A 23137-nucleotide genomic window follows, 5' to 3' on the forward strand; every position below is an offset into this window, starting at 1 on the left:
TTTTTATGCATAATTTTGGGGGTACGGGGCAACTTAATATGCGGAGGTGATAGTTTAATGGCCACCATTAAGTGCTCGGTTACCGAGTGCCAGTACAATGCCAATCAGATGTGCGACGCCCCGATGATCCAGGTTAACCGCAATGGGGCCAGCAGGGCAAACAGCTCTGCCCAGACGCAGTGTGAGACGTTTAAGACACGGGGCTAAGCACCACCTCCGCAGAAAGGCCGCAAAGATGCGGCCTTTTTTATTGGGCAGGAGAAAAAGTTTCACCGTTGAATATTGGCATAATAAACGTTTTGCGGTGAGGTGGGTAGTGCTTGGGAAGGACCATTGCCATTGCCAACCAAAAAGGAGGTGTGGCCAAGACAACCACGGCGGTAAACCTGGCGGCATGGCTTTCCCTGCTGGGCAAGGACGTTTTGCTGGTGGACGTTGACCCCCAGGGCAACGCCACCAGCGGCGTGGGCATCAATAAGGACGGGCTGGAAAGGTGCATTTACGACGTGCTCATAGGCGGCGCGGAAATTGCCTCGGTAATTACGGGCACCGCCATTGAAAAGCTAAAGGTGGTGCCGGCGACCATTGAGCTGGCCGGGGCGGAGGTAGAGCTGGTGGCCCTGCCGGAAAGGGAAAAGCGGCTGCGCAGGGCGCTGGACCCGGTGAGGGCAGACTACGATTTTATATTTATTGACTGCCCACCTTCCCTGGGACTTTTGACCGTCAATGCCCTGGTGGCCGCCGATTCGGTGCTCATCCCCATCCAGTGCGAGTACTATGCTCTGGAGGGGGTCGGCCAGCTGATGAACACCATCCGGCTGGTACAAAAGCGCTTGAACCCGGGCCTCGTTCTGGAGGGAGTGCTTCTGACCATGTTTGACGGGCGGACCAACCTGAGCATACAGGTGGTGGAAGAGGTGAAAAAGTTTTTCCCAGGTAAAGTGTACCGCACCATCATTCCCCGCAACGTGCGTTTAAGCGAGGCGCCGAGCCACGGCCAGCCGGTTATGCTGTACGACCGGAGGTCGCGCGGGGCGGAAGTGTACTACGAGCTGGCCAGGGAAGTGATGGGCGGTGAGTAAGAAGCGCAGCCTCGGCAGGGGCCTCGGGGCACTGCTGCCGGGCGTGGCCCCGGAAGAGGAAGGTTCGCTAAAAGAGCTACGCGTGGGCGACATCAGGCCGAACCCGCGCCAGCCAAGGCAGTCGCTGGACGAGGAAAAAATCGCCGAGCTGGCCGCCTCCATCAAAGAGCACGGTGTGGTGCAGCCCATCCTTGTGCGACCGGTGGGGGACGGAAAGTACGAGATCATTGCCGGCGAAAGGCGCTGGAGGGCCTGCTGCCGGCTGGGTATGGAGTACATACCGGCCATCGTGCGCGGGTGCGGAGAACTGGAAGCCTCTGCGCTCTCGCTGATTGAGAACGTGCAGCGGGAGGACTTAAACCCCGTCGAAGAGGCCAAGGCCTACCGGCAGTTGCTCCAAGAGTTCGGCCTTACCCAGGAGGAAGTTTCCCGGCTGGTGGGGAAGAGCCGGGCGTATGTGGCCAATGCGGTGCGGCTGCTGGGCCTGCCCCCGGAGGTGCAGGATATGCTTGCCGAGGGGAAGCTGACCGCGGGGCACGCCCGGGCGTTATTGGTGCTGGAGGATGCGGGAAGGCAAATAGCCGTAGCCCGGGAGGCCCTCAACAAAGGCTTAACGGTGAGGGAAACGGAGGAGTTGGTGAGAAAGCTGTGCGGGGAAGGGGCGGCGGAAAAGAGGCGGGAGCGCAAAAGAAGCAGGGAGGAAAGGGACCCCCAGGTGGACGGCTTCGAGGCGGCCCTGGGCAAGGCCCTGGGCACGGCGGTGCGCATAAAGCTGCGGCGTGGGGGCGGCGGGGTCATCGAAATTCCCTTTGGCGACCGCCGGCAGCTGGCCCACCTGGTCGAACAGTTGACCTGAAGGCGGGGCGGGGAGTGTTTCACGTGTTACATTACGGTGAAACAACAGGCGCAGGGTGATGCTGATGGACGACTTCACGCGGGGCTTTCTCCTGGGCCTGCTGGTTGGGGAGGGCCACTTTGGAGGTGACGGCAGGCAGGCGCAGATAACCCTGCGCATGCACGCGCGTCACCGCCGCCTCTTTGAGTGGCTCCTCAAGAACGTTCCCGGGTCCCGCCTCTACGGCCCGTACAGCCATGGCGGCAGGAGCTACTACCAGTGGATGGTGCGCGGCGAGGGGTTAAAAAAGCTCCTGCCCCTCCTGGACTCCCTGCCCCTCGAGGAAATAGACCCGGTCACCTTTGAGAAGTACCGCCGCATGAAGCTGAACTACCGCCTGTAATCTTCTCCCGGGCCGCCTGGGCGGCTGCCCGGTAGACTTCTTTTAGGGGCACGCCGGACCCGCGGGCGGCGCGCCGGCAATCCTCGTATTCGGGGCTCACCTGCAGGGCATTTCCCTGCCCGTCAAAGGCCACCTTTACTCCCACGGCGCCCCAGGGGGTGCCCACCTCCAGGGCCTGCCTTTGCAGGGTAAACCTGTGCTCGAGGCGGGCCCTCACGCCCAGGGTGGTGGTTTCGCGGAAAATGATCCTCAGGAGGTCGTCTCTTTTGGCGGGGGCGCAGAGCACCGCCAGGCGGGTGCCGGGGCGCCCTTTTTTCATTAGCGTGGGCCACAGGAAGACGTCCAGGGCGCCCTCTTCCCGCAGGAGGCCTTCCACGTAGGGGTAAAGCTCCGGGTTCATGTCGTCGATGTCCGTTTCCAGCACCAGCACCGCTTCCTCCCGGGCGGCAAGCTCGCCGGCGCCTTCCTTTTGTCCCAGGAAAACGCGCAGGAAATTGGGTTGCGGGTAATCGCGGGAGCCCAGCCCGTAGCCGGTGGCCTCAACGCGCATGGAGGGCAGGGGGCCGAAATCTGCGGCCAGGGTGACGGCCAGGGCCGCCCCGGTGGGCGTGACCAACTCTCCCTCCACGTTTACCTGACGCACGGGTACGCCGCGCAGGAGTTCGGCGGTGGCCGGCGCGGGGAGGGGGAGAACACCGTGGGCGCAGGTGACCGTGCCGTAGCCCATCGGCAGGGGTGAGCAGTAAATTTTTTCTACGCCGAGCAGGTGGACGGCCAGGCAGCTTCCCACCACATCTGCAATGGAGTCCACGGCACCCACCTCGTGGAAGTGCACGCGCTCCGGGGGCTTGCCGTGTACCCTCCCTTCGGCGGCGGCCAGGCGGCGGAAAACGCGCGCGGAGGTTTCTTTAACTGGTTCCGGTAGCGGTGATTCCCGGATGAGGAAGAGGATGTCTTCCAGATGGCGGTGAGGCTGGCTTTTGCCGCCGTCCTCCACGCTCACCCTGGTGCCCCGCCACCCCCCCTTTACCTCCTCCCACACTCTTATCTCCAGGCCTTCCACGGGGAGCGCTTTTAGCTGACTGACGATGGCCCGGGCGTCGGCGCCGGCGTCTATAAAGGCGGCCAGGGTCATGTCGCCGCTGATGCCGCCCACGCAGTCCAGGTAGGCAATTTTCATAAAGGCTACCTCCCGGTTGTGGCTTTGTTGCTTTGCGGGCGCGGGGAAAAGGCGCGTTTAGCTGGCCCTGCTTTTAAGTATACTTGCATAAAGGGGTGGTGAACAGTGATCTTTGCCGACCGCGTGGATGCCGGCAGAAGGCTGGCCGCGGAGCTGAAGGGCGTCTGCCCGGGGGATGGCGTGGTGCTGGCCGTGCCGCGGGGTGGGGTGGTGGTGGGCGCGGAAGTGGCCCGGGAGCTTGGCTTTCCCCTGGATGTGGTCATCCCGCGCAAGATAGGGGCGCCGCAGAACCCGGAATTGGCCATTGGAGCGGTGACCCAGGACGGCACGGTGTACCTTAACCGCCCCCTGATGGCCGCCCTGGGCATCGGGGAGGAGGAGGTTTTTGCCCTGGTCAAGGAGGAGGAAGCGGAAATCGAGAGGCGCATGAGGCTTTACCGCGGGAGCACGGAGTACCCCGCTTACGACGGGCGGTGCGTGATCGTGGTCGACGATGGCATAGCCACGGGCTATACCATTACGGCGGCCCTGCGCTGGGTGAGAAAGAAGTTTTCGCCCTGCAAGCTGATCCTGGCCGTGCCGGTGGCCCCGCGGGAAACGGCCGTGCGGTTGAAAGGCGAGGTTGACCAGCTGGTGGTCCTCTCCTCACCCGCCGATTTTTACGCCGTGGGCCAGTTTTACCGGGACTTCTCCCAGACCTCCGACCGGGATGTGATCGATTTGCTGGAGGAAAATAAAAAGGCCCTCCGGAGGTCAAAATAATGCCCGGAGAAACTGTCTGGTGGAGGTGCTCCGGTTGCAGAGGAAAAAAGTGGCCGTGGAAGACTCGCTCACGGGCGTAAAGAACCTCCTGGAGAGAAAGGGCTACCAGGTGGTGAGCCCGCAGAGCGGCGAAGAGGTGGTGGCTACCGTGCTTACGGGCCTGGACAACAACGTCATGAACATGCAGGATATTGCCGTCAGGGGTCGGGTCATAGACGCTGCGGGCATGACGCCGGAAGAGGTGCTGGCGCGCCTTGAAGAGCTGGCTTAAAAACGGGAGGGCCCGGGAGCTACATTTCCCGGGCCTCTTTTTTGGCCACCAGGGCGGCAGCCTGCAGGATGCCCTGGGTAATCACCTCGGCCATGCGCATGACCAGGTTGAGGCGGGTATTTTGCAGGACCATGTACTCCATGAAGCCGCCCACGTTGACAATGCCGGTGACGTGGACCTCTCCCACGGGGGGCAGGCTTTTATGCACCCCGGCGCCGGGTCTTAAGGCCCCGTCGCCGACGGTTATGTACCCCACGCTTTCCAGTGAGCCCAGGGAGGCGTCCACGGCTACAAGCACGGGGTCGCGGTGCTCCCGGTAGATCTCCGCCAGCTTTTCCTGCAGGTTTGTGGCATGCACCGGGTGCTCCAGGGTGCCGTGGACGATGAAGGTTTCCTGGGGGGTGGCCGCAAGCTTGGTCCCTACCAGGGGACCGAGGCAGTCGCCCGTGGAGCGGTCGGTGCCGATACATAAAAGCACCAGCGGTCTTCCCTGCAGGGCTCCGGCCCTTTCCAGCCGGTAGAAGAGATCGTACCCCAGCTTCTGGGCGGCCAGGGAGTCGTCTATGTGAATCCTCGTTTTTTCGGCCTTATAAAGCTCGCATACCTTGTTGATCACTTTTATCTCCTCCTGATCTGCCAACAACTACTATATTTATTGCCGCAAGGCCAACGGTTTATTCCTCTCCCCCTTTTTCTCCAGACATGCCCTGGAAGAAAAAGCATATGATAAGGGGAGGGGATAGATGTGCCTTGCGGGCGGTGGGTTAAAGAGAGCTTTCAGGTGGCCGTGCTCTACGTGGGGGCGGTAATCGGCGCCGGTTTTGCCTCCGGCCAGGAGATACTGCAGTTTTTCATGGTCTTTGGCTACCGGGGCCTCTGGGGAGCTGCCCTGGTCACCTTTCTTTTTGCCCTGCTGGGCTTTTCCCTCATGCTCTCCGTCGGCGCGCATAGAACCACAAGCTACGGGGAGCTCCTGCCCTGGCTCCTGGGGCGGCGGCTGGCCGGTTTCATGGACTACCTGAACCTGCTCATGCTCTTCGGCGGGCTTGCCGTCATGCTGGCCGGCGGCGGGGCCCTGGCCACCGAGCAGCTGGGTTTACCCGGGGCCTGCGGCGTTATTTTTACCGCCGCCGTGACCTCGCTGGTCATTCTCGGCGGCCTGGAGGGGGTTATCCTGGCCAACGCCCTCCTGGTGCCGCTGAAGGTGGCCTTCATTGCCTTTGTCTGCCTGGCGGCCCTGTGGCGCTGCGGGGCGTGGCCGGACCTTACGGGAGGGCCTTTCCCCCTCAACCCCCCCTGCCGTCACTGGGCGCTGTCCGGCCTCCTCTATGTCTCTTACAACATGGTGGTTCCCGTGGCGGTACTTTCCTCCCTGGGCGGGAGGGTGTCTCCGGGGGCCGGGGTGGCGGGCGGTGCCGCCGGCGGGGCCGCGCTGGGGGCCGCGGTCTTCCTGGTGGCGCTGGCGGAGCTGGCCTTCTTCCCCGGCGTTTTGCGGCAGCAGGTGCCGCTCCTGGTGGTGGCCGCGTCCCTGGGGGAGGTCTGGAAGCACTGCCTGGGGGTGCTTGTCTGGCTGGCCATCCTCACCACGGCCATTGCCGATGCCCACGGCCTGGCCAGCCGGCTGGCGCCCCGCGGCGGCAGGGCGTACCGCCGGGCCGGCGTACTGGCCGTTCTCGCCTGTCTCCCCCTGGCTAGAGCGGACTTTTCCCGCCTGGTGCAATTGCTCTACCCGCTCTTTGGCTGCGCGGGCCTGCTCCTCACCGCGGCCCTGGCCGTCGCCCCCCTGCGCCTGGCGCGCGCGGCAAAAAAGTGAATTTGGGGGGAGGAATTTTGCGGGAGGCCCCAGAAAAAATCTAGGAAACCGGCTCTTTGCGCTCCGGGAGAGGGAAGCGTTGAACTGGTTTGACTGGCTTTTAACCGTTACGGCCTTTTTTGCCGCCTGGCGCGGCCTCCAGGCCGGCTTTATTGTCGGCATTTTCCGCACGGGCGGCTTGCTCATAGGCTGGCTTCTGGCCCTCCAGTACCGGGGTGTCCTGGGAAGTTACCTGGCGCACCTTTTTCAGGGGGCGCTGCCGGCGGCCCGGGGCCCCGCCGGGCCTTCCTGGCTCTTCGCCTCGCCTCTCTGGGAGGCGGTGGCCTTTGTCCTCATTGTGCTGGTGGTGGGGAACCTGGCCGGCTGGGTGGGCCACCTGGGCTCGAGGGTGGCGGGCTTGCTGCTGCTGGGGCCCCTGGACAGGCTTTTAGGCCTCGCGTGCGGGGCGCTGCGCGGGGGCGTGGAGGCGGCGATCCTGGTGTGGCTTTCCCTCGGCGTGCAGAAAGTGCTGCCCGTGCCCTTACTGGAGCGCGCCCTGGAAGGTTCGCGGCTGGTGCCCCTCTTGCTGCCCTGGGTGGGCTTCCTAGAAAAGCTGGCGCGCCTCGTGGGGGTATAATACTTAGGAAAAAGGAGTGGCGGTTAATGGAACCTGCTGCGCCTTGGGAGAGGATTGACGAGGGCACGCGCAAAGCCGCCCTTGATTTCGGCGCGGACTACCGCCGCTTTATATCTTGTGCCAAGACGGAAAGGGAGTGCGCGGAACTGGCCCTTTCCCTGGCTCAAAACGCGGGCTTTGTGCCTTTAAAAGAATGCCGCCGCGTGCAGCCGGGCGACCGCGTCTACGAGCTGTGGCGCGGCAAGTGCCTGGCCCTGGCCGTGGTGGGCGGCGGGCCCCTGGAAAGGGGCCTCAACGTTATCGGCGCCCACATCGACAGCCCCCGCCTGGACTTAAAGCCCAGACCGTTGTACGAGGAGGCCGGCCTGGCCCTTTTCAAGACGCAATACTACGGGGGGATCAAGAAGTACCACTGGGTGGGGATTCCCCTGGCCCTGCACGGCGTGGCGGTGCGGGGCGACGGGCAGGTCGTCAGGCTGGTCATCGGGGAAGAGGAAGGAGATCCCGTTTTTACCATCACCGACCTCCTGCCGCACCTGGCCAGGGAGCAAATGGAGAAAAAGATGTCCGAGGCCATCAAGGGAGAAGACTTAAACGTCCTGGTGGGGGGCCTGCCGGCATCGGGGGAGGCAAAGGAGAAGGTCAAGCGGGCCGTTTTAGACTACCTCCGGAAGGAGCACGGGCTCGCGGAGGAGGACCTGGTCTGCGCGGAAATTGAGGCCGTCCCGGCCTGGCCGGCCAGGGACGTGGGGTTTGACCGCAGCATGATCGGCGCCTACGGGCAGGACGACCGGGTTTGCGCCTACGCCGCCCTGCGGGCCCTCCTTGACGCCCCGCTGCCGCTGCGGCGGACGGCGGTGGTGCTCCTGGTGGATAAGGAGGAGATCGGCAGCACGGGCAACACGGGCATGTACTCGGCGTTTTTCACCAACTTTGTGGCCGAGCTGGCCGCGCGGGCGCAGCCAGGCTGCGGGGAGCTTGCGCTGCGGCGCATCCTGGCCGCCTCCCGCGCCCTCTCCGCCGACGTGAACGCCGGCCTGGACCCCGGCTACCCCGAGGTCATGGATAAGATAAACGCCGCCCGCCTGGGGCACGGGGTGGTGCTGACCAGGTACACCGGCGCCGCCGGAAAGAAGGGGGCCAGCGAAGCCCACGCCGAGTACGTGGCCTTCGTCCGCCGCCTCTTTGAGGAGCACGGCGTGATCTGGCAGAGCGGCCTGCTGGGCAAGGTAGACCAGGGCGGCGGGGGAACCATTGCCTACCTCCTGGCCATGCACGGCATGGACGTGCTGGACTGCGGTGTGCCCGTTTTAGGCATGCATTCCCCCTTCGAGGTGGCCCACAAGCTGGACGTTTACATGGCCTACCGCGGGTACGGCGCCTTCTTGCAGGCAGATTAGCGGGGACGGTGGGGGCAGGTTGGCAGGCTTCTGGGAAAAGTGGACGGCCAGGGCAGGAGAATTCCTGCGCGCCCAGTGGGAAACCGTTAACTGGACGGCGGTGCTGGCCGCGGGCCTGAAGGTAGTCGTGGTCATCCTCCTGGCGTGGCTTTTGCTGCGCCTGGGCGATGCGGCCATAGACCGCTTCTTTGCCCGCCGCGGAGGGGAGAACCGGCGGGTTAACACCCTGCGCACCCTCTTAAAGAGCGGGCTGCACTATACCGCCTACTTTATGATTATCGTCACCGCGCTCAGCCTTTGCGGCGTGAAGGTGGAGGCCATCCTGGCCGGTGCGGGCATAGTTGGTCTGGCGGTGGGCTTTGGGGCCCAGAGCCTGGTGCGCGATGTGATTACCGGCTTTTTCATCCTCCTGGAAGATCAGTTTGCGGTGGGCGACTACATCACCGCTGCAGGGGTGAGCGGTACGGTGGAGGAGATGGGCCTCCGGGTAACCAAGCTGCGCGATTTTGGCGGCCAGCTGCACATCATCCCCAACGGCCAGATTTCCATGGTCACCAACTACAGCAAGGGCAACACCCGGGTCCTGGTGGAGGTGGGGGTGGCCTACGAGGAGAGCCTGGAGAGGGTACTGGGGGTGCTGAAAAAAGTGTGCGAGGAGGCTTCCGGCGAGCTGTCCGAGGTCATCGTGGAGGGCCCCAAGGTGCTGGGCGTGGAGGGCTTCGGCCCTCACGACGTGGTCATCAGGATCGTGGCCTACACCAAGCCGCTCCACCACTGGTACGTGGAGAGGGAGCTGCGGCGGCGCATTAAGGAGGCCTTTGACCGGGAGGGCATTGAAATTCCCTATCCCCGGCGGGTGGTCATTACAACCGTGGGCAGGGAGGGATAGGGCGTGCTGGTCAGGTACCGCGTGGGAGACATCGTGCGCACGCGCAAGCCCCACCCCTGCGGGGGCGACACGTGGGAGATCATGCGCACCGGGGTGGACTTCCGCATAAAGTGCACCACCTGCGGGCGGGTGGTCATGCTCCCCCGGCCCAAGTTTGAAAAGAGCGTGCGGGCCATCGTGCAGGCGGCTCCGGAGGAAGGGCCAGAGCCCGGCGAAAGCTAGCCGGCGGGCCGTCTGTGGCGCCTCCCCTTGGGCCGCGCCCGGCGCGCCGCCGGGAGAAAGCATCAGGGGGAAAATGGACCGCCCTCCGCCGCCCTCGGCCTCCTTGCCAGGAACGCGCCTCCTGTGCTATAATCACCTAGCTGAACGCAAGACCTGCCCTGCTCTACCCCTTAGGGTAGGGCCATAAGGCCGAAGGGAGGAGGTGCGTTGGGTGCGCAGCTATGAAACCATGTACATCCTGAAGCCCGAGCTGAGCGAGGAAGCGGTGGGCGAGCTGGTGGATAAGTTTAAGAACCTGGTGGAGAACCACGGCGGCGAGGTTACCAAGCTGGAGAAGTGGGGCAAGCGCCGCCTGGCCTACGAGATCGCCCACCGGCGGGAAGGCTTTTACGTGGTGATGCAGTTCAAGGCCGCCCCGGAAGTGGCCCAGGAGCTGGACAGGGTGTTCAGGATCACGGAGGACGTACTGCGGCACATCATCGTCAAGATGGCGGCCTAGCTTTTATTAACGGCGGGGCGGTGAAAAAATGCTCAACCGGGTTATCCTCATCGGGCGCGTGGTTAACCAGCCCGAGCTGAGGCACACGCCTGGCGGCTCCACGGTGGCCAGGTTTACCCTGGCCGTGGACCGTCCCCTGGCCAACCGGCAGGGGGAAAGGGAAACCGACTTCATCGACATCGCGGTTTGGCAGCGCCAGGCAGAGGTCTGCGCGCAGTATTTAAACAAGGGGCGCCTGGTGGCCGTGGAAGGCCGACTGCGCGTGCGCTCTTACGAGGACAGCCAGGGCATCCGCCGCCGGGCCGCCGAGGTGGTGGCCGAGGCGGTGCGTTTCCTCGACCGCCCGCGGGAAGCCCAGGCCGCTGCCGGAGCCGTTGCCGGGGAGCCCCTTGACTTGGACGGCCCGGGTTATACGGAAATTAACTTTACGGAAGACGACATCCCGTTTTAATTTAAAACCGAAAATACTTTTTACGGGGAGTGACGCCGTTGGCAAAGAAGGAAAGAGGCCGGCGGGGCAAAAAGCGCATCTGCAATTTCTGTGTGGATAAGATCGACATCATTGATTACAAGGACGTGCCGCGCCTGAAGAAGTACATCACGGAGAGGGGCAAGATCATCCCGCGGCGCATTTCCGGGAACTGTGCCCGCCACCAGCGCATGCTCACGGTGGCCATAAAGCGGGCGCGGATCATGGCCCTGCTGCCCTTCATTGTGGAGTGAGCCCTGCAAAGGGGAACCGAAGAGGTTCCCCTTAAAATTTTGCCCGCTCCCCGGATACCAGGCGGGCCAGCAAATTACAGCAGGAAAAGGGCGGGGGAGTCACGAAATAACCTTGACGCGGCCAAGAAAGGGGGGCGGCCCGTGTTTGGGGTCCAGCAAGATACCGGCATGGCCAAGAACATCCGGGTTATCGAGTGGATAAAGGCAGACCTGCTGGCTTCCCTTTCAGCCCTGTTTAAGGCCATGCTGCGCGGGAGCGAGGAGCGCGTCCTGGATGCCTTAAGCGGCATCATCATCCTTTGCTACGTGCTGGGGCGGCGGTTGGGGATCGGCTACACGCGCATGGACCTCAAGCTGGAGTCCAAGCTGCGCCAGGGAATCGAGGAGGACCATGAGGTAGAGCGCTGGTTCGGCGATCTTTCCGCCCTGTTATCCCATCTCACGGAAAGGAAAAGGTGAGGGAGAGATGAAGGTCATTTTGCTGGAAGACGTGAAGAACCTGGGCCCTAAAGGGGCGGTAGTGGAGGTCAGCGACGGCTACGCCAGGAACTACCTTCTGCCGCGGCGCCTGGCGGTGGAGGCGACGCCGGGGAGGCTAAAGGAGCTGGAAATGCTGAAGGCCAGCCAGGACAGGAGGCGCCGGGAGGAGGAGGCCCGGGCCAGGGAGCTGGCCGCCAGGCTGGACGGGCTGGAATTAACCATTGCCGTGCGGGCCGGGGAAGGGGGCAGGCTTTTTGGCGCCGTGGGCACCAAGGACATTGCCGCGGCGCTTTCCGGCCAGCACGGCCTGGAAGTGGATAAGAAGAAAATCCTCCTCAAGGACCCCATCAAGCAACTCGGGGATTATCAGGTGGCCATTAAGCTGCATCCCGCCGTGCAGGCCCGCATCAAGGTGTCCGTAGTCGCGCAGGATGCGGGCGGCGAAAGGAGCAATTGAAGCCAAGATGAGGGCGGTTAAGAAAGGTAGCGGCGCCAGGGCCAGGGAAACGGAGCACCTCAGGCGGCGCATCAACGCCCTCTACGGGCTGGTGGCCGAGCTCTACGGCACGGAGAAGCTGGCCCTGCGGGCCGGCAAGCTAAACGCCCTGCACCTGTTGCGCTCACCGGGCCTGGCCAAGAGGGTGCTGGCCCTGCAAAGGCTCGTCCTGGAAGACCCCACCTTGGAGCGGGAACCCTCCCTGGAGGAAATACCCGCCATCCTGGAGCACCTGGAAGAGAGGATTGCCGATGCCCTGGCGCGGCGGGCGGTGGAGGCCGAGCTGGAAAAGAAAATTAACGAGAGGCTCCACAGGCGACACGAGGAGTACCTCCGGGAAATTAAAATTTCCGTGCTCAGAGAAGCGAGCGGGCCGGAAAACGCCCAGACCTTACGGAAGCTGGCCCTCCTGGAGAAGCTGGAGCAGCGCAAGCTTTCCCGCTCGGCCATAGAGCTGGCACGCCCGAAAGACCTCGCGGAGCTGGTGGGGCAGGAGAGGGCGGTAAAGGCCCTCCTGGCCAAGCTGGCCTCGCCCTTCCCGCAGCACGTCATCCTCTACGGGCCGCCGGGGGTGGGCAAGACCACCGCCGCCCGCCTGGCCCTGGAGGCGGCCAAGAGGATGCGGGGCACTCCCTTTGCCAAAGATGCCCCCTTTGTGGAGGTAAACGGGGCCGCCCTACGCTGGGACCCCCGCGAGGTAACCAACCCCCTGCTGGGCTCGGTGCACGACCCCATTTACCAGGGCGCCCGGCGGGACCTGGCCGAAAGCGGCATTCCGGAGCCTAAGCTGGGGCTGGTTACCGAAGCCCACGGGGGCATCCTCTTCATTGACGAAATAGGGGAAATGGACCCGTTGCTGCAGACCAAGCTTTTGAAGGTGCTGGAGGATAAAAGGGTCTACTTTGACTCCCCATATTATGACCCCCACGACCCGACGGTGCCCAAGTACGTGCGCAAGCTCTTTGAGGAGGGGGCGCCAGCGGACTTCATCCTCATCGGGGCCACCACGCGGGAGCCTGAGGAGATAAATGCGGCCATACGCTCCCGCTGCGCCGAGGTCTTCTTCGATCCCCTTTCCCCCCAGGACATTCAGGTCATCGTCGCGCAGGCGGCGGCACGCCTGGGGGTGCGCATAGAGGACCGGGTGCCGGAGGTCATCAGCCGCTACACCCTGGAGGGGCGAAAGGCGGTGGGCATCCTGGCCGACGCCTTCGGCCTGGCCTTCATGCGCGGCGGTAGGACAAGGGGCGCGAAGATCACCCTGGAAGACGTTTACGAGGTCATCCGGGCCAGCCGCCTGACGCCTTGCGCCTCCCGGCGGGCCAGCCCCCATTATGAGGTGGGCCGCATCTTCGGCCTGGGCGTGATGGGCTTTACAGGGACGGTTCTGGAAATCGAGGCGGTGGTCTTCCCGTCCCGCACCCGGGGCCAGGGCACCCTGCGCTTTAACGATGCCGCGGGCAGCATGGCCCGCGACGCGGTGTTTAACGCCGCCTCGCTGATCCGCAGGATAACCGGCGAGGACCTGGCCAACTACGACGTGCACATCAACGTTGTCGGGGGAGGGCGCGTTGACGGGCCTTCGGCGGGTGCGGCGGTTTTTTTGGCCGTTTTCAGCGCCCTGAAAGAAAAGCCCTTGCCCCAGGACGTGGCGGTGACGGGTGAGCTGTCCATCCGCGGGCGTATCAAGCCTGTGGGCGGCGTGGCGGAAAAAATTTACGGTGCCCGCCTGGCAGGCGTGAGGCGGGTGTTTGTGCCGGCGGAAAACGCCGCCGACGTTCCCGCCGGCCTGTGCGGCCTGGAGGTGGTCCCCGTGGCCACGGTGGAGGAGCTGATGGACCTGGTATTTAACTAACCGGTAACTGGCGGGTGAGGCTTTTCGCGATGGAGGAAAAAGTTCCGCCGCAAAACATAGATGCCGAGCAGGCCGTGCTCGGCGCCCTTTTCATCGACCGCGAGGCCCTTTCACGGGTGGCCCGGGTGCTCAAGCCCGACGATTTTTACTTAGACGCCCACCGCAGGATTTACGAGGCCATCCTGGCCTTGGACGAGGCCGGCCAGCCGGTGGACCTCCTCACCGTCACCAACTACCTGCGGGAAAAGAAGCTGCTGGAGCGCGTGGGCGGCGCCACCTACGTGGCCTCCCTGGCCAACCTGGTGCCCACGGCGGCCAACGTGGAGCACTACGCCCGCATCGTAGAGGAAAAGGCCATCCTGCGCGCCCTCATTGAGGTGGCCGAGAGGATTGCCGGCCTGGGCTACGAGGAAGCCTACCAGGTCGACCGCCTCATGGACGAGGCGGAGAGGATGATCCTGGAGCTCACGGCCCGGAAGAGCGCGGGCGTGCTGGCCTCCATCCGGGAGATCCTGGAGGAGATTTTGCGCTACATTGAGGAGCGCTACAGAAACCGCGGCAGGATAAGCGGCGTGGCCACAGGCTTTACCGACCTGGATAAGCTCCTCTGCGGCCTGCAGCCCGGCGACCTGATCATCATTGCCGGGAGGCCGGCCATGGGCAAGACCAGCCTGGGGCTGACCATCGCCCACCAGGTGGCCCTCCAGTACCGCATCCCGGTGGCCATTTTCAGTCTGGAGATGTCCCGCCTGCAGCTGGTTCAGCGCATGCTGTGCGCCGAGGCCATGGTGGACCAGCAGAAGGTGCGCAGCGGCTACCTTACGGAGGAGGACTGGAGCCGCCTGACCAAGGCCGCCACCCGGCTGGCCAAGGCGCCTCTGTTCATCGACGACACGCCGGTGCTTTCCCCGCGCGAGCTGCGCGCCAAGGCCCGCCGCCTGCAGCAGGAGGCCGGGCTGGGCTTAATAGTCATCGACTACCTCCAGCTCATGCAGGCCAACCGGCGCGCGGAGAACCGCCAGCAGGAGATTGCCGAGATTTCCCGCTCTTTAAAAGGCATCGCCAAGGACTTAAACGTCCCCGTGCTGGCCCTGGCCCAGCTCAGCCGCCAGGTGGAGCAGCGGGCGGAAAAAAAGCCGTCATTGGCCGACTTGAGGGAAAGCGGTGCCCTGGAGCAGGACGCCGACGTGGTCATGTTCATCTACAGGGACGAATACTACCGTCCCGATACGGAAAAAAGGGGTATTGCCGAAATCATTGTGGCCAAGCAGAGAAACGGCCCCACCGGGCTGGTGGAGCTGGCCTTCATCAAGGAGTTCACCCGCTTCATGAACCTGGCCAAGGAAGAGCCGGATTTATGAGCCCCGCCCGGCCAGGAAGCGCTCCATGTACCCCTTCAGGTGCCGGTAAAGCTGGCGGATTTCTTCTCCCTGCGGGAGCGTTTGCACGATCTTCTCCACGATTTGCCGGCGGGCAATTTCCTCCATGGTGTGCTTGAAGTTGATGTCAAAGAGCCAGGAGAGCATGAGCAGCTTTCTGTCGTTAAAGGTGCGCAGCTGGTCGTAGCGGCAGCACCTGCCCTGGAGGAGGCTTTCCAGAAGGGCCGGCGAATAGTCCGGGCTGCCGTCAAGCCCCCCGTAGAGGAGGGGGTTGAGGGCAGACCTCTCCTTTTCCAGGGCGGCGGTGAAATTCTCCAGGATGTCTAGCTTGTCCGCGTCCCTGATGAGCCTGGCAAAAAGCGCGGTGCGCTCCGGCAGGCCATCCGGTAGCTCGGGAAGGGAATGGTATTCAATGGCCTCCTTGAGCAGGCGGCGTTCTTCTTCCTCGAGGGGACGGAGCACGCCGGACGCCTCCAGCTCGCGCACACCCAGGAGCGCGTGGTTTTCCGAGCGGCGGTCGTTGAAGGTGCGATAGCGGGCCAGCTGCACAAAACGCCCCACGTCGTGCAGGAGGGCCACGGCTTCGGCCAGGAGCAGGTCGCCTTCCTCCAACCCCAGGGACCGGCCGAGGCGCACGATTTTCTCGCAGACCTGCCGGGTATGCTTTTCCTTGTACGAAATGGCTTCCTGTATCTGGGGGTCGGGGCTGTAAAACCCCCTCGCGTATTCTTTAAACCACTCCCGCAAGAGTTCCAGTTGCCGGACATGCAAAGGGCATCACTCCTCTCCCGCTAAAATTATACCAGCAAAAGTTCCGGCCGCCGTTGCTTATTGCTCCCCACCCGGCGCTGTGCTAAAATAATTCTTGTCCGGGCTTTGGGGAGGGGCCGTATTTGGACCACGAACACTTCATGCGCCTGGCGCTGGAGGAAGCGCAGAAAGCCTACGGGCGGGGCGAGGTGCCCGTAGGGGCGGTGGTGGTCTTAAAGGGTGAGGTCATCGGGCGGGGGCACAACTTGCGGGAAACCCTTGTGGACAGCACCGCCCACGCGGAGATCCTGGCCATGCGGGAGGCGGCCAGAAGGCTCGGCGACTGGCGCTTAAACGAGGCGGTCCTTTACAGCACCATTGAGCCCTGCCCCATGTGCGCCGGGGCCATCGTGCAGTTCCGCGTGGGCACCCTGGTGTACGGCGCCCGCGACCCGAAGGCCGGGGCGGTGGACTCCCTCCTGGACCTAGTGAGGGACCCCCGCTTCAACCACCGCGTGGAGGTAATCTCCGGGGTCCTGGCCGAGGAGTGCGCCCAAATAATGCGCCGCTTCTTTCAGGAGCTGAGGCAAAGGGATTAGGCGCGGAGAGATGGCCGAGTGGATGAAGGCGCTCGACTCGAAATCGAGTAGGCAGCCAAAAGCTGCCTCGTGGGTTCGAATCCCACTCTCTCCGCCACATTTTAAAAAACAAGTCCGGCGGGTGCCCCCGTTGCCGGGGGAGAATAGGGAAGTCCGGGCGGGCGTCGCCTGCCGAAGTGCAGGCCCGCCTGCAAACGGCGCGGACCCGCCACTGTATGCGGGGAGCCTTGCTTGGGCCACTGGGCACCGGCCCGGGAAGGCCGGGCAAAAAGGGCGATGAGCCGCGAGCCAGGAGACCTGCCCGCCGGAAGGCGCCGCGGGGGATGATGGCAAAGTCCCCAGCCAGTTTTCTGCTTGGCTGGGGACTTAATTTTTTAAGCGGAGGTGGGTGTTCGTGCCTACGTTGATGGAGAGGGCCCAGGCCGGGGAAATCACGCCGGAAATGAAGCAGGTGGCGCAAAAAGAAGGGGTTGAGGCGGAGTTCGTCCGCCGGGGAGTGGCCGAGGGCACCATCGTCATCCTTCACAATCCCCGGCACGGGAGCGCCGCGCCCTTGGGCGTGGGGGCGGGGCTGCGCGTCAAGGTGAGCGCCAGCGTGGGTCTGGCCAAAGAGGGGGATTCCGTGGAAGGCGAGCTGGCCAAGGTGCGCGCCGCCCTGGAGGCCGGCACCGACGCCCTCATGGATCTTTCCGTGGCCGGCGACATGGACGGCGCCCGGCGGGCCATCCTGGCGGCTGCGCCCGTGCCGGTGGGCACGCTGCCGGCCTACCAGGCCCTGGCAGAGGCCAGGGAAAAACGCGGCGCGGCGGTTAGGATGGAGGTGGAGGAGCTTTTCGAGGTCATCGAGCGCCAGGCGGCAGACGGAGTGGATTTTCTGGCCCTGCACTGCGCCACCACCTGGCAGACCATGGAGGCGGCCAAGAAGCAGCGCCGCGTGGACTACCTGGTCAGCCACGGGGGCAGCCACCTGATGGGCTGGATGATTTACCACCGCAAGGAGAACCCCCTCTACGAACATTTCGACCGCGTCCTGGACATCTGTCGGCGCTACGATGTAGTCTTGAGCCTGGCCGACGGCTGGCGCCCCGGCTGCCTGGCCGACTCCCTAGATGCCGCGCAGGTGCAGGAGCTGGTCGTCCTGGGTGAGCTGGTGGCCCGTGCCAGGCAGGCAAAGGTCCAGGTAATGGTCAAGGGGCCGGGCCACGTGCCCCTGCACCACCTGCGGGCTACCGTGCAGCTGGGCAAGGAACTCTGCCGCGGCGCGCCTTACTTTGTCTTCGGCCCCGTGGTCACGGACGTGGCTCCGGGTTACGACCACATTACCGCGGCCATCGGCGGGGCCCTGGCGGCGTGGGCCGGTGCGGAGTTCATCTGCTACGTCACGGCGGCGGAGCATCTGGGCCTGCCCGATGTGTGCCAGGTGCGGGAGGGAGTGGTGGCCGCCCGCATTGCCGCCCACGCTGCCGACGTGGCCAGGGACCCCCGAGCGGCCCGCTGGGACCTGGCCATATCGCGGGCGCGCAAGGCCCTGGACTGGGAAAGGCAAATAGCAATGGCGCTGGACCCGCAGCAGGCCGGGAAAATGCGCCGAGAGCGCAGCCGCGGCTCGCGGGACACCTGTGCCATGTGCGGCAGGTACTGCGCCATGAAGGTGGTCGGGGAATACCTCGGCAGGGAACAGGGGGTGTGCTAGGGCCATGACGCAGCTGGAGGCGGCAAGGAAGGGGCTGTTGACGCCGGAAATGGAAGAGGTGGCCCGCCGTGAAGGGATGGAACCGGAGTTCGTGCGCGCCGGGGTGGCCGAGGGAACCATCGTCATCCCGCGAAACAGGCGGCGGCACGGCATTAAGACCTGCGGCATTGGCCGGGGGCTGCGCACCAAGGTCAACGCCCTCGTCGGTACCTCTGACGACCGGGACGACCCGGAAATGGAGGCCCGCAAGATAGAGACCGCCGTAAGCGCCGGGGCCGACGCCATCATGGACCTCTCCACGGGCGGAGACATTGATGCCATGCGGCGGCTGAGCCTGGAAAGGGCCGCCGTCCCCGTCGGGACCGTGCCCATTTACCAGGCGGCGGTGGAGGCGCAAAAGCGGCGGGGGAGCATCGTGGCCATGACGCCGGAGGATATGTTTGCGGCCATCGAGAAGCAGGCCGCCGACGGCGTCGACTTCATGGCCATCCACTGTGCCTTAAATTTCGGTGTCTTGGAGCGGCTCAAAAAGACCGGCCGCGTAACGGACATCGTCAGTCGGGGCGGCGCCTTCCTCACCGGCTGGATGCTACACAACCGCCGGGAAAACCCCCTCTACGAGCATTTCGACCGCGTGTTGGAAATTTTACGGGAGTACGACGTGGTCTTGAGCCTGGGCGATGCCATCCGTCCCGGGTGCATTGCCGACTCCCTGGACGGGGCGCAGGTCCAGGGCCTGCTGGTGGCCGGCGAGCTGGTGCTGCGGGCGCGGCAAAAAGGGGTGCAGGTAATGGTGGAGGGTCCGGGGCACGTGCCCATTCACCATGTGGAGACCACCATTCTCCTGCAGAAGCGCCTGTGCCACCAGGCCCCTTACTTCGTGCTGGGCACCCTGGCCACCGACGTGGCTCCGGGTTACGACCACATTACCGCGGCCATTGGCGGGGCCCTAGCCGGGGCTGCCGGAGCGGACTTCATCTGCTACGTCACGCCCGCGGAGCACCTGGGCCTGCCCACGGAAGAGGACGTGCGCCTGGGGGTGGTGGCCGCCCGCATTGCCGCCCACGCCGCCGATTTAGCCAAGGGCGTAAGAGGGGCCTGGGAGTGGGACCTGGAAATGGCCCGCGCCCGCGCCCGCCTGGACGTCGCCGCGGTGGCCGACCTGGCGCTGGACCCTGCCGCGGTGCGCCGCCACCTCGAAGGCAAGGGCGACGGCCTCTGCCGCGCCTGCGATGTGTGCGCCTTGCGGCTGGTGGCGGATTATTTCGGGCGGTAAAAGGCGGGCCGGAAAAGGGCAGATTGAGCACCGGCAGGAGGTGGTGCGGTTTGTTGGGGGTCGGTAATTGCACGGGTGGCGGCGGTGCCGAAGCCATCCTGGACATTTGCCGCGGGCACTGGGCGGCGTGGGCGCTATTTGCGGCGGTGGAACTGGGGATTTTTGACGCGCTGGCGCGCGGTGCGGCAGGCCCCGGGGGGTGCGCGCAGGGCCCCGTTGGGCTAACCCCCTCCCAGGTGGCCGCTGCCCTGGGGACCCACCCGGAGGCCACCGCGCGGCTGCTGCGCGCCCTGACCGCCCTGGGCCTGGTGGAAAAGGCGGGAGAGGGCTACCGCAACTCCCCCGCCGCCGACCGCCACCTGGTGAGGGGTAGAGAAACCTATCTGGGTCATGCCGTGCGCCATTTTGCCAACCTGGCCGAGGGGTGGTCCCGGCTGGGCGAGGCCGTGCGCTGCGGGTGCCCCACCGGCTTTGAGGCCGTGGAAAAGTCCGAGTACCGGGAGCGCCTGCGGGACTACATTCTGGCCATGCGGGACTACGCCGCGTTAAAGGCGGGGCGCCTGGCCGCCGCGCTGGATCTGTGCCGCTGCCGGCGTTTCCTGGATCTCGGCGGCGGGCCGGGAGTGTATACGGCGGCCCTGTTAAAAAGGCAGCCCCGGGCCAGGGCCGTGCTTATGGATCTGCCCCCCGTGCTGGAGCTGGCCGGCGAGATCCTGCGGGGTTATGGCGTGGCGGAGCGCGTAGAGCTTCTGGCCGGGGACTTTACCATGGACGACCTCGGCGAGGGCCTCTACGACCTGGTGCTCCTCTCCAACGTGGTGCACATCTACGATCCCGCCACCAACGAAAATCTGGTGCGCCGGGTCTGGCGCGCCCTGCGCCCCGGCGGTCAAATTGCGGTGCACGACTACGTGTTGACGGAAAACCCCGCCCCGGAGGCCGCCCTTTTTGACTTGAACATGCTGGTGGGTACCGTTACCGGTCGAGTGTACGGCGCAAAGGAGATGGAATCCTGGCTGGAGTCTGCCGGCTTTCGGGAAATCCGGCATCACCCCTTTACCCCCGGCAGCGTACTGCTGGTGGGTGAGAAGCCGGGAGATGGTGGCGGGGAGGGTGAAGAGGACCTTTGCGTGGGCGCGCGGCCCTTGCCCCTTCCCGAACTCCTGGAAGAGCTCTGCCGGTTGGCCCGGGAGGCCGGGGCTCTGGGGGTCAAGGCCGTTGACACGGCCACGGTGGCGGTGGCTCCCTGGGTGCGCTGGAAGTGCCAGTACGGGTGCCCGTATTACGGCCGGAGCCTCACCTGTCCCCCCTTTAGCCCCCGGCCTGAGGAAACCGCCGCCGTGCTGCGCTGCTACCGCCGGGGCCTGCTCTTTTGGGCCGAAGAATCCTGGCAGGTGCGCTACCTGGCCGCCCGGCTCGAACGCCGGGCCTTTAGGGCCGGCTATTATAGGGCCTTCGGCCTTGGGGCGGGCCCGTGCGGGCTCTGTGCCCCATGCAACGTCCCGGGCCCCTGCCGCCGCCCCGGGGAGGCCCGGCCTTCCATGGAGGCCTGCGGAATAGATGTTTTCCGGACCGCCGCCAACAACGGCCTTGTGCTGGCGCCGCAAGAGGACTTTAGAAACACCTGCCCCCGCGTGGGGCTGCTGCTGGTGGAGTAGGACCCACCGGAACGCTCGCAGCCTTTTGAGCTAACGGTTTTACCGGGAGGTGAAGGTGCCGTGCGGGTGGTGCTCCTCAACCCGCCCCTTTTGACCGACCATTTTACCCGCGACCTGGTGGTTAATGCTCCCCTCTCGGCCTGCCTGCTCACCGGTTACGCGGGGGCCTGCCTCCGGCAGGCCGGTTTTGAGGTGACCATTTTAGATGCCGACTTGGCCGGGTGGAGCATTGCCGAGACCGGGGAGCGCTTGCTGACCGAGGATTTTGTTCTCCTGGGCGTGCACCTCAAGTTCCTCTGGGACCGCACCGCGGAAGTCATGGAAATGCTGCGCGCGGTGAAGGAAGGTAAGCCCGGCATTTTCCTGGCCCTGTACGGCCACTACCCCACCTTTGCCGCCGGGGAACTCCTGTGCCGGTTTCCCTTTGTCGATGCGGTAGTCCTGGGCGAGCCAGAAATTACCCTTGTGGAGCTGGCCAGGAGCCTCGCCGGCCGGCGGCACGCCGCCTGGCAGGACATTGTCGGGCTGGCCTTTAGGCGGCACGGTGTGCCGGTGAGAAACCCGTGGCGACCGCCGGTAAAGGATTTGGATGCCCTCCCCTTTCCGCTGCGCCCCGACCCTGCGCTGGCCGCCCGGCGCCACATGCATAACTACATCCTCGGCAGCCGGGGCTGCTTCGGGCGCTGCAGCTTCTGTTATTTAAACCGCTTTTACGGGCCGAGGATGACCTGGCGGGGTCGCAGCCCGGCCAACATTGCGGCTGAGGTGGAAAGGGTATACGCTGAAACGGGCAACCCCAGTTTCTACTTTGCCGACGCCAATTTTTTCGGCCCTGGAGTAAAGGGCCGCCGACGGGCCTTGGAGATGGCCCGCCTCTTAAAGAAGCTGCCCTTTCCCCTGGTCTTTGGCCTGGAATGCAGGGCCTCCGACGTGGATGAGGAGGTCTTTTCCTCCTTGGCGGAAGTCGGCCTGCGGGACGTCTTCTTGGGCGTGGAAAGCGGGGTGCAGGCGGCCCTGGACCGCTTCCGCAAGGGTACCACCGTGGCCCAAAACGAAAGGGCCATAGAGACCTTGCGCCGCCTGGGCCTGAACCTTTCCCTTGGCTTCATCAATTTCGACCCGGGCACCACCCTGGAGGAGGTACAGGAGAACCTGGAGTTTTTAAAGCGCATGGGACTGCTGGACCGCCCCTCCACTACGGCCCACCTCTTCTTCCACCGCCAGGTGGTCCTGCGGGGGACACCGGCCTATGACGAGCTTTCTGCCCGGGGCGCTTTGGAGCCGGCGGGCTTTACCGGCTACGAGGGAAGGTACCTGATTGCCGACCTGCGGGCGGAGGCGGTGGCCCGGGTGATGGGAGTCGTGGCCCGGTGGGTACTGGATGTAACCGGGGGCGAGGATCTGGAGATGGGCCGCAAGGAGGGGGCAAGCGGGGCCGCTCCCGGCGCAGGGTCCCTAAAAGACGGCCCTCGTGCCGGGCGCGAGGAAGTTTTCCGCCGGCTTAATGCCTTCCTGCAGGACTTTTTGGCGCACCTCCTGGAAGCGGCGGAAAGAGGGGAATTACACTTGCACACCGTGCCGGAATTTGTTGCCGCCGGGTGCCGGGAGGTAGAGCGGATTGCCTCCTGCCGGTAGCCCCATCCCCGGGGCAGAGGGCGGTCCCGGCCTTTTGCACCCGGGAGCCGCGAAAACCACCCCCTTGAGTTCTGGGCACTTTAGAGCTATAATATGATCGGGCGTGCGGAGAGATGGCTGAGTGGTTGAAGGCGCTCGCCTGGAGAGCGAGTAGGCGGGGCAAAACCTCGCCTCGTGGGTTCGAATCCCACTCTCTCCGCCACTTTATCCCGCCGGCCGCAAGATCCTTCTTGCGGCCTTCCTTACCTGGTCATAAATTTGGCCGTGCTAGACGGGGAGGTAGCGGTGCCCTGTACCCGCAATCCGCTATAGCGGGGTCGAATTCCTGTCCGCGGGTATGGCTTGTGGGGACCGGCTCCTGTAAGGGGCGGTGAAGGCCGGGTCCTGCGCAGCGGAGACTCCCGAACCGTGTCAGGTCCTGGCGGAAGCAGCACTAAGGGAGAACCTCCGGGTGCCGCAGGGGCGCCTGGCCCGAGTTACCTGCAGGAGTAACGCCCGGAAGTCATATTCAACGACAGGTGCACGGCCTTTATATTTTTCGAGGACCGCCTCTCGGGGCGGTTTTTGTTTGCCCTGCCCGGAGGGAAATGATAGAGGGCAGGCGAATTTTTAAATTTAGGC

The 23137-nt window shown here is 64.6% G+C and carries 26 protein-coding genes, 2 tRNA genes, 1 other RNA gene and 1 riboswitch; of the genes, 26 read left to right on the forward strand and 3 right to left on the reverse strand.

Features of this window, described 5'->3' with window-relative positions; genetic code table 11:
• Window positions 1-57 precede the first annotated feature (57 nt).
• The 4 genes from G454_RS22535 to G454_RS0101140 all read left to right on the forward strand — a co-directional run bounded on the left by G454_RS22535 (window position 58) and on the right by G454_RS0101140 (window position 2320).
• On the forward strand, window positions 58-207 hold the full coding sequence (locus G454_RS22535) for a DUF1540 domain-containing protein (protein ID WP_084413174.1): 150 nt from the start codon (window positions 58-60) through the stop codon (window positions 205-207).
• Between the two features lie 113 nt (window positions 208-320).
• A complete protein-coding gene (locus G454_RS0101130) occupies window positions 321-1082 on the forward strand; it encodes a ParA family protein (protein WP_027717097.1) in 762 nt (253 codons plus the stop codon).
• Window positions 1075-1938, forward strand: coding sequence for a ParB/RepB/Spo0J family partition protein (locus tag G454_RS0101135; RefSeq protein WP_027717098.1), 864 nt, complete (start codon window positions 1075-1077; stop codon window positions 1936-1938). The genes G454_RS0101130 and G454_RS0101135 overlap by 8 nt, the downstream gene beginning before the upstream one ends.
• A gap of 58 nt (window positions 1939-1996) precedes the next feature.
• Entirely contained in the window at window positions 1997-2320 is a 324-nt protein-coding gene (locus G454_RS0101140) for a hypothetical protein (protein ID WP_211229887.1), read from the forward strand.
• Here G454_RS0101140 and larC read toward each other — a convergent pair.
• Window positions 2274-3500: a nickel pincer cofactor biosynthesis protein LarC gene (larC, locus tag G454_RS17180; protein WP_051275741.1), complete on the reverse strand. Its 1227-nt coding sequence runs from the start codon at window positions 3498-3500 to the stop codon at window positions 2274-2276. The two genes, G454_RS0101140 and larC, sit on opposite strands and share 47 nt — an antisense overlap.
• A gap of 105 nt (window positions 3501-3605) precedes the next feature.
• On the opposite strand from larC, the gene G454_RS0101150 reads away from it, so the two are divergent.
• Together G454_RS0101150 and G454_RS0101155 are read left to right on the forward strand one after the other, a co-directional pair.
• The gene (locus G454_RS0101150) at window positions 3606-4262 is read left to right on the forward strand and encodes a phosphoribosyltransferase (protein ID WP_245574265.1); all 657 of its coding nucleotides are present in this window, start codon (window positions 3606-3608) and stop codon (window positions 4260-4262) included.
• Between the two features lie 34 nt (window positions 4263-4296).
• On the forward strand, window positions 4297-4533 hold the full coding sequence (locus tag G454_RS0101155) for a YkuS family protein (protein WP_035106381.1): 237 nt from the start codon (window positions 4297-4299) through the stop codon (window positions 4531-4533).
• A 19-nt stretch (window positions 4534-4552) separates the two neighbouring features.
• Here the strand turns inward: G454_RS0101155 and yyaC are convergent, their stop codons facing one another.
• A complete protein-coding gene (gene yyaC, locus G454_RS0101160) occupies window positions 4553-5149 on the reverse strand; it encodes a spore protease YyaC (protein ID WP_245574266.1) in 597 nt (198 codons plus the stop codon).
• 129 nt (window positions 5150-5278) lie between these two features.
• Between yyaC and G454_RS0101165 the strand changes: the two genes are divergently transcribed.
• The 12 genes from G454_RS0101165 to dnaB all read left to right on the forward strand — a co-directional run bounded on the left by G454_RS0101165 (window position 5279) and on the right by dnaB (window position 14887).
• A complete protein-coding gene (locus tag G454_RS0101165; protein ID WP_027717103.1) occupies window positions 5279-6346 on the forward strand; it encodes a YkvI family membrane protein in 1068 nt (355 codons plus the stop codon).
• Window positions 6347-6425: 79 nt separating this feature from the next.
• Window positions 6426-6962 (forward strand): CvpA family protein, encoded by a 537-nt coding sequence (locus G454_RS0101170; RefSeq protein WP_027717104.1) that lies wholly within the window; start codon window positions 6426-6428, stop codon window positions 6960-6962.
• Window positions 6963-6988: 26 nt separating this feature from the next.
• On the forward strand, window positions 6989-8362 hold the full coding sequence (locus tag G454_RS0101175) for an aminopeptidase (RefSeq protein ID WP_027717105.1): 1374 nt from the start codon (window positions 6989-6991) through the stop codon (window positions 8360-8362).
• 19 nt (window positions 8363-8381) lie between these two features.
• Complete coding sequence (locus G454_RS0101180) at window positions 8382-9251, forward strand: mechanosensitive ion channel family protein (protein WP_027717106.1); 870 nt, start codon at window positions 8382-8384, stop codon at window positions 9249-9251.
• A 6-nt stretch (window positions 9252-9257) separates the two neighbouring features.
• Window positions 9258-9473, forward strand: coding sequence for a DUF951 domain-containing protein (locus G454_RS0101185; protein ID WP_027717107.1), 216 nt, complete (start codon window positions 9258-9260; stop codon window positions 9471-9473).
• 211 nt (window positions 9474-9684) lie between these two features.
• On the forward strand, window positions 9685-9972 hold the full coding sequence (rpsF, locus tag G454_RS0101190) for a 30S ribosomal protein S6 (protein WP_027717108.1): 288 nt from the start codon (window positions 9685-9687) through the stop codon (window positions 9970-9972).
• Between the two features lie 28 nt (window positions 9973-10000).
• Entirely contained in the window at window positions 10001-10423 is a 423-nt protein-coding gene (locus G454_RS0101195) for a single-stranded DNA-binding protein (protein WP_027717109.1), read from the forward strand.
• A 38-nt stretch (window positions 10424-10461) separates the two neighbouring features.
• Entirely contained in the window at window positions 10462-10695 is a 234-nt protein-coding gene (rpsR, locus tag G454_RS0101200; protein ID WP_027717110.1) for a 30S ribosomal protein S18, read from the forward strand.
• A 141-nt stretch (window positions 10696-10836) separates the two neighbouring features.
• Window positions 10837-11154, forward strand: a complete 318-nt coding sequence (locus G454_RS0101205; protein ID WP_027717111.1) for a MazG-like family protein — start codon at window positions 10837-10839, stop codon at window positions 11152-11154.
• 7 nt (window positions 11155-11161) lie between these two features.
• Complete coding sequence (rplI, locus tag G454_RS0101210) at window positions 11162-11632, forward strand: 50S ribosomal protein L9 (protein ID WP_027717112.1); 471 nt, start codon at window positions 11162-11164, stop codon at window positions 11630-11632.
• 7 nt (window positions 11633-11639) lie between these two features.
• Entirely contained in the window at window positions 11640-13526 is a 1887-nt protein-coding gene (lonC, locus tag G454_RS0101215; protein ID WP_027717113.1) for a Lon family ATP-dependent protease, read from the forward strand.
• Between the two features lie 29 nt (window positions 13527-13555).
• Window positions 13556-14887 (forward strand): replicative DNA helicase, encoded by a 1332-nt coding sequence (dnaB, locus tag G454_RS0101220; RefSeq protein WP_027717114.1) that lies wholly within the window; start codon window positions 13556-13558, stop codon window positions 14885-14887.
• Here dnaB and G454_RS0101225 read toward each other — a convergent pair.
• Entirely contained in the window at window positions 14882-15676 is a 795-nt protein-coding gene (locus G454_RS0101225) for an HD domain-containing protein (RefSeq protein WP_027717115.1), read from the reverse strand. The two genes, dnaB and G454_RS0101225, sit on opposite strands and share 6 nt — an antisense overlap.
• Before the next feature lie 122 nt (window positions 15677-15798).
• Between G454_RS0101225 and tadA the strand changes: the two genes are divergently transcribed.
• From tadA to ffs, 8 genes are all read left to right on the forward strand, one after another.
• Window positions 15799-16254 (forward strand): tRNA adenosine(34) deaminase TadA, encoded by a 456-nt coding sequence (gene tadA / locus G454_RS0101230; protein WP_027717116.1) that lies wholly within the window; start codon window positions 15799-15801, stop codon window positions 16252-16254.
• 4 nt (window positions 16255-16258) lie between these two features.
• Window positions 16259-16351, forward strand: a tRNA-Ser gene (locus G454_RS0101235).
• Between the two features lie 5 nt (window positions 16352-16356).
• Window positions 16357-16573: riboswitch (cobalamin riboswitch) on the forward strand.
• Window positions 16574-16660: 87 nt separating this feature from the next.
• The gene (thiC, locus tag G454_RS0101240) at window positions 16661-17947 is read left to right on the forward strand and encodes a phosphomethylpyrimidine synthase ThiC (protein ID WP_035106421.1); all 1287 of its coding nucleotides are present in this window, start codon (window positions 16661-16663) and stop codon (window positions 17945-17947) included.
• A 4-nt stretch (window positions 17948-17951) separates the two neighbouring features.
• Window positions 17952-19223 (forward strand): B12 lower ligand biosynthesis ThiC-like protein BzaB, encoded by a 1272-nt coding sequence (gene bzaB, locus G454_RS0101245; RefSeq protein WP_027717118.1) that lies wholly within the window; start codon window positions 17952-17954, stop codon window positions 19221-19223.
• Between the two features lie 53 nt (window positions 19224-19276).
• Window positions 19277-20881: a DUF2284 domain-containing protein gene (locus G454_RS20155; protein WP_169719293.1), complete on the forward strand. Its 1605-nt coding sequence runs from the start codon at window positions 19277-19279 to the stop codon at window positions 20879-20881.
• 60 nt (window positions 20882-20941) lie between these two features.
• Complete coding sequence (locus tag G454_RS17190) at window positions 20942-22516, forward strand: B12-binding domain-containing radical SAM protein (protein ID WP_051275743.1); 1575 nt, start codon at window positions 20942-20944, stop codon at window positions 22514-22516.
• A 107-nt stretch (window positions 22517-22623) separates the two neighbouring features.
• Window positions 22624-22718, forward strand: a tRNA-Ser gene (locus G454_RS0101260).
• A gap of 60 nt (window positions 22719-22778) precedes the next feature.
• Window positions 22779-23042: signal recognition particle sRNA large type (ffs, locus tag G454_RS20735), an RNA gene on the forward strand.
• Window positions 23043-23137: the final 95 nt, after the last annotated feature.

The organism is Desulfovirgula thermocuniculi DSM 16036 (assembly GCF_000429345.1).
Lineage (GTDB): Bacteria > Bacillota > Desulfotomaculia > Desulfotomaculales > Desulfovirgulaceae > Desulfovirgula > Desulfovirgula thermocuniculi.

Excerpts from the sequence above, each read along its gene's own strand:
- G454_RS22535 (WP_084413174.1), top strand. The coding sequence starts at position 58 with ATGGCCACCATTAAGTGCTCGGTTACCGAGTGCCAGTACAATGCCAAT.
- G454_RS0101140 (WP_211229887.1), top strand. The coding sequence starts at position 1,997 with ATGCTGATGGACGACTTCACGCGGGGCTTTCTCCTGGGCCTGCTGGTT.
- larC (WP_051275741.1), bottom strand. The coding sequence starts at position 3,500 with ATGAAAATTGCCTACCTGGACTGCGTGGGCGGCATCAGCGGCGACATG.
- G454_RS0101175 (WP_027717105.1), top strand. The coding sequence starts at position 6,989 with ATGGAACCTGCTGCGCCTTGGGAGAGGATTGACGAGGGCACGCGCAAA.
- G454_RS0101195 (WP_027717109.1), top strand. The coding sequence starts at position 10,001 with ATGCTCAACCGGGTTATCCTCATCGGGCGCGTGGTTAACCAGCCCGAG.
- rplI (WP_027717112.1), top strand. The coding sequence starts at position 11,162 with ATGAAGGTCATTTTGCTGGAAGACGTGAAGAACCTGGGCCCTAAAGGG.
- lonC (WP_027717113.1), top strand. The coding sequence starts at position 11,640 with ATGAGGGCGGTTAAGAAAGGTAGCGGCGCCAGGGCCAGGGAAACGGAG.
- dnaB (WP_027717114.1), top strand. The coding sequence starts at position 13,556 with ATGGAGGAAAAAGTTCCGCCGCAAAACATAGATGCCGAGCAGGCCGTG.
- thiC (WP_035106421.1), top strand. The coding sequence starts at position 16,661 with ATGGAGAGGGCCCAGGCCGGGGAAATCACGCCGGAAATGAAGCAGGTG.
- bzaB (WP_027717118.1), top strand. The coding sequence starts at position 17,952 with ATGACGCAGCTGGAGGCGGCAAGGAAGGGGCTGTTGACGCCGGAAATG.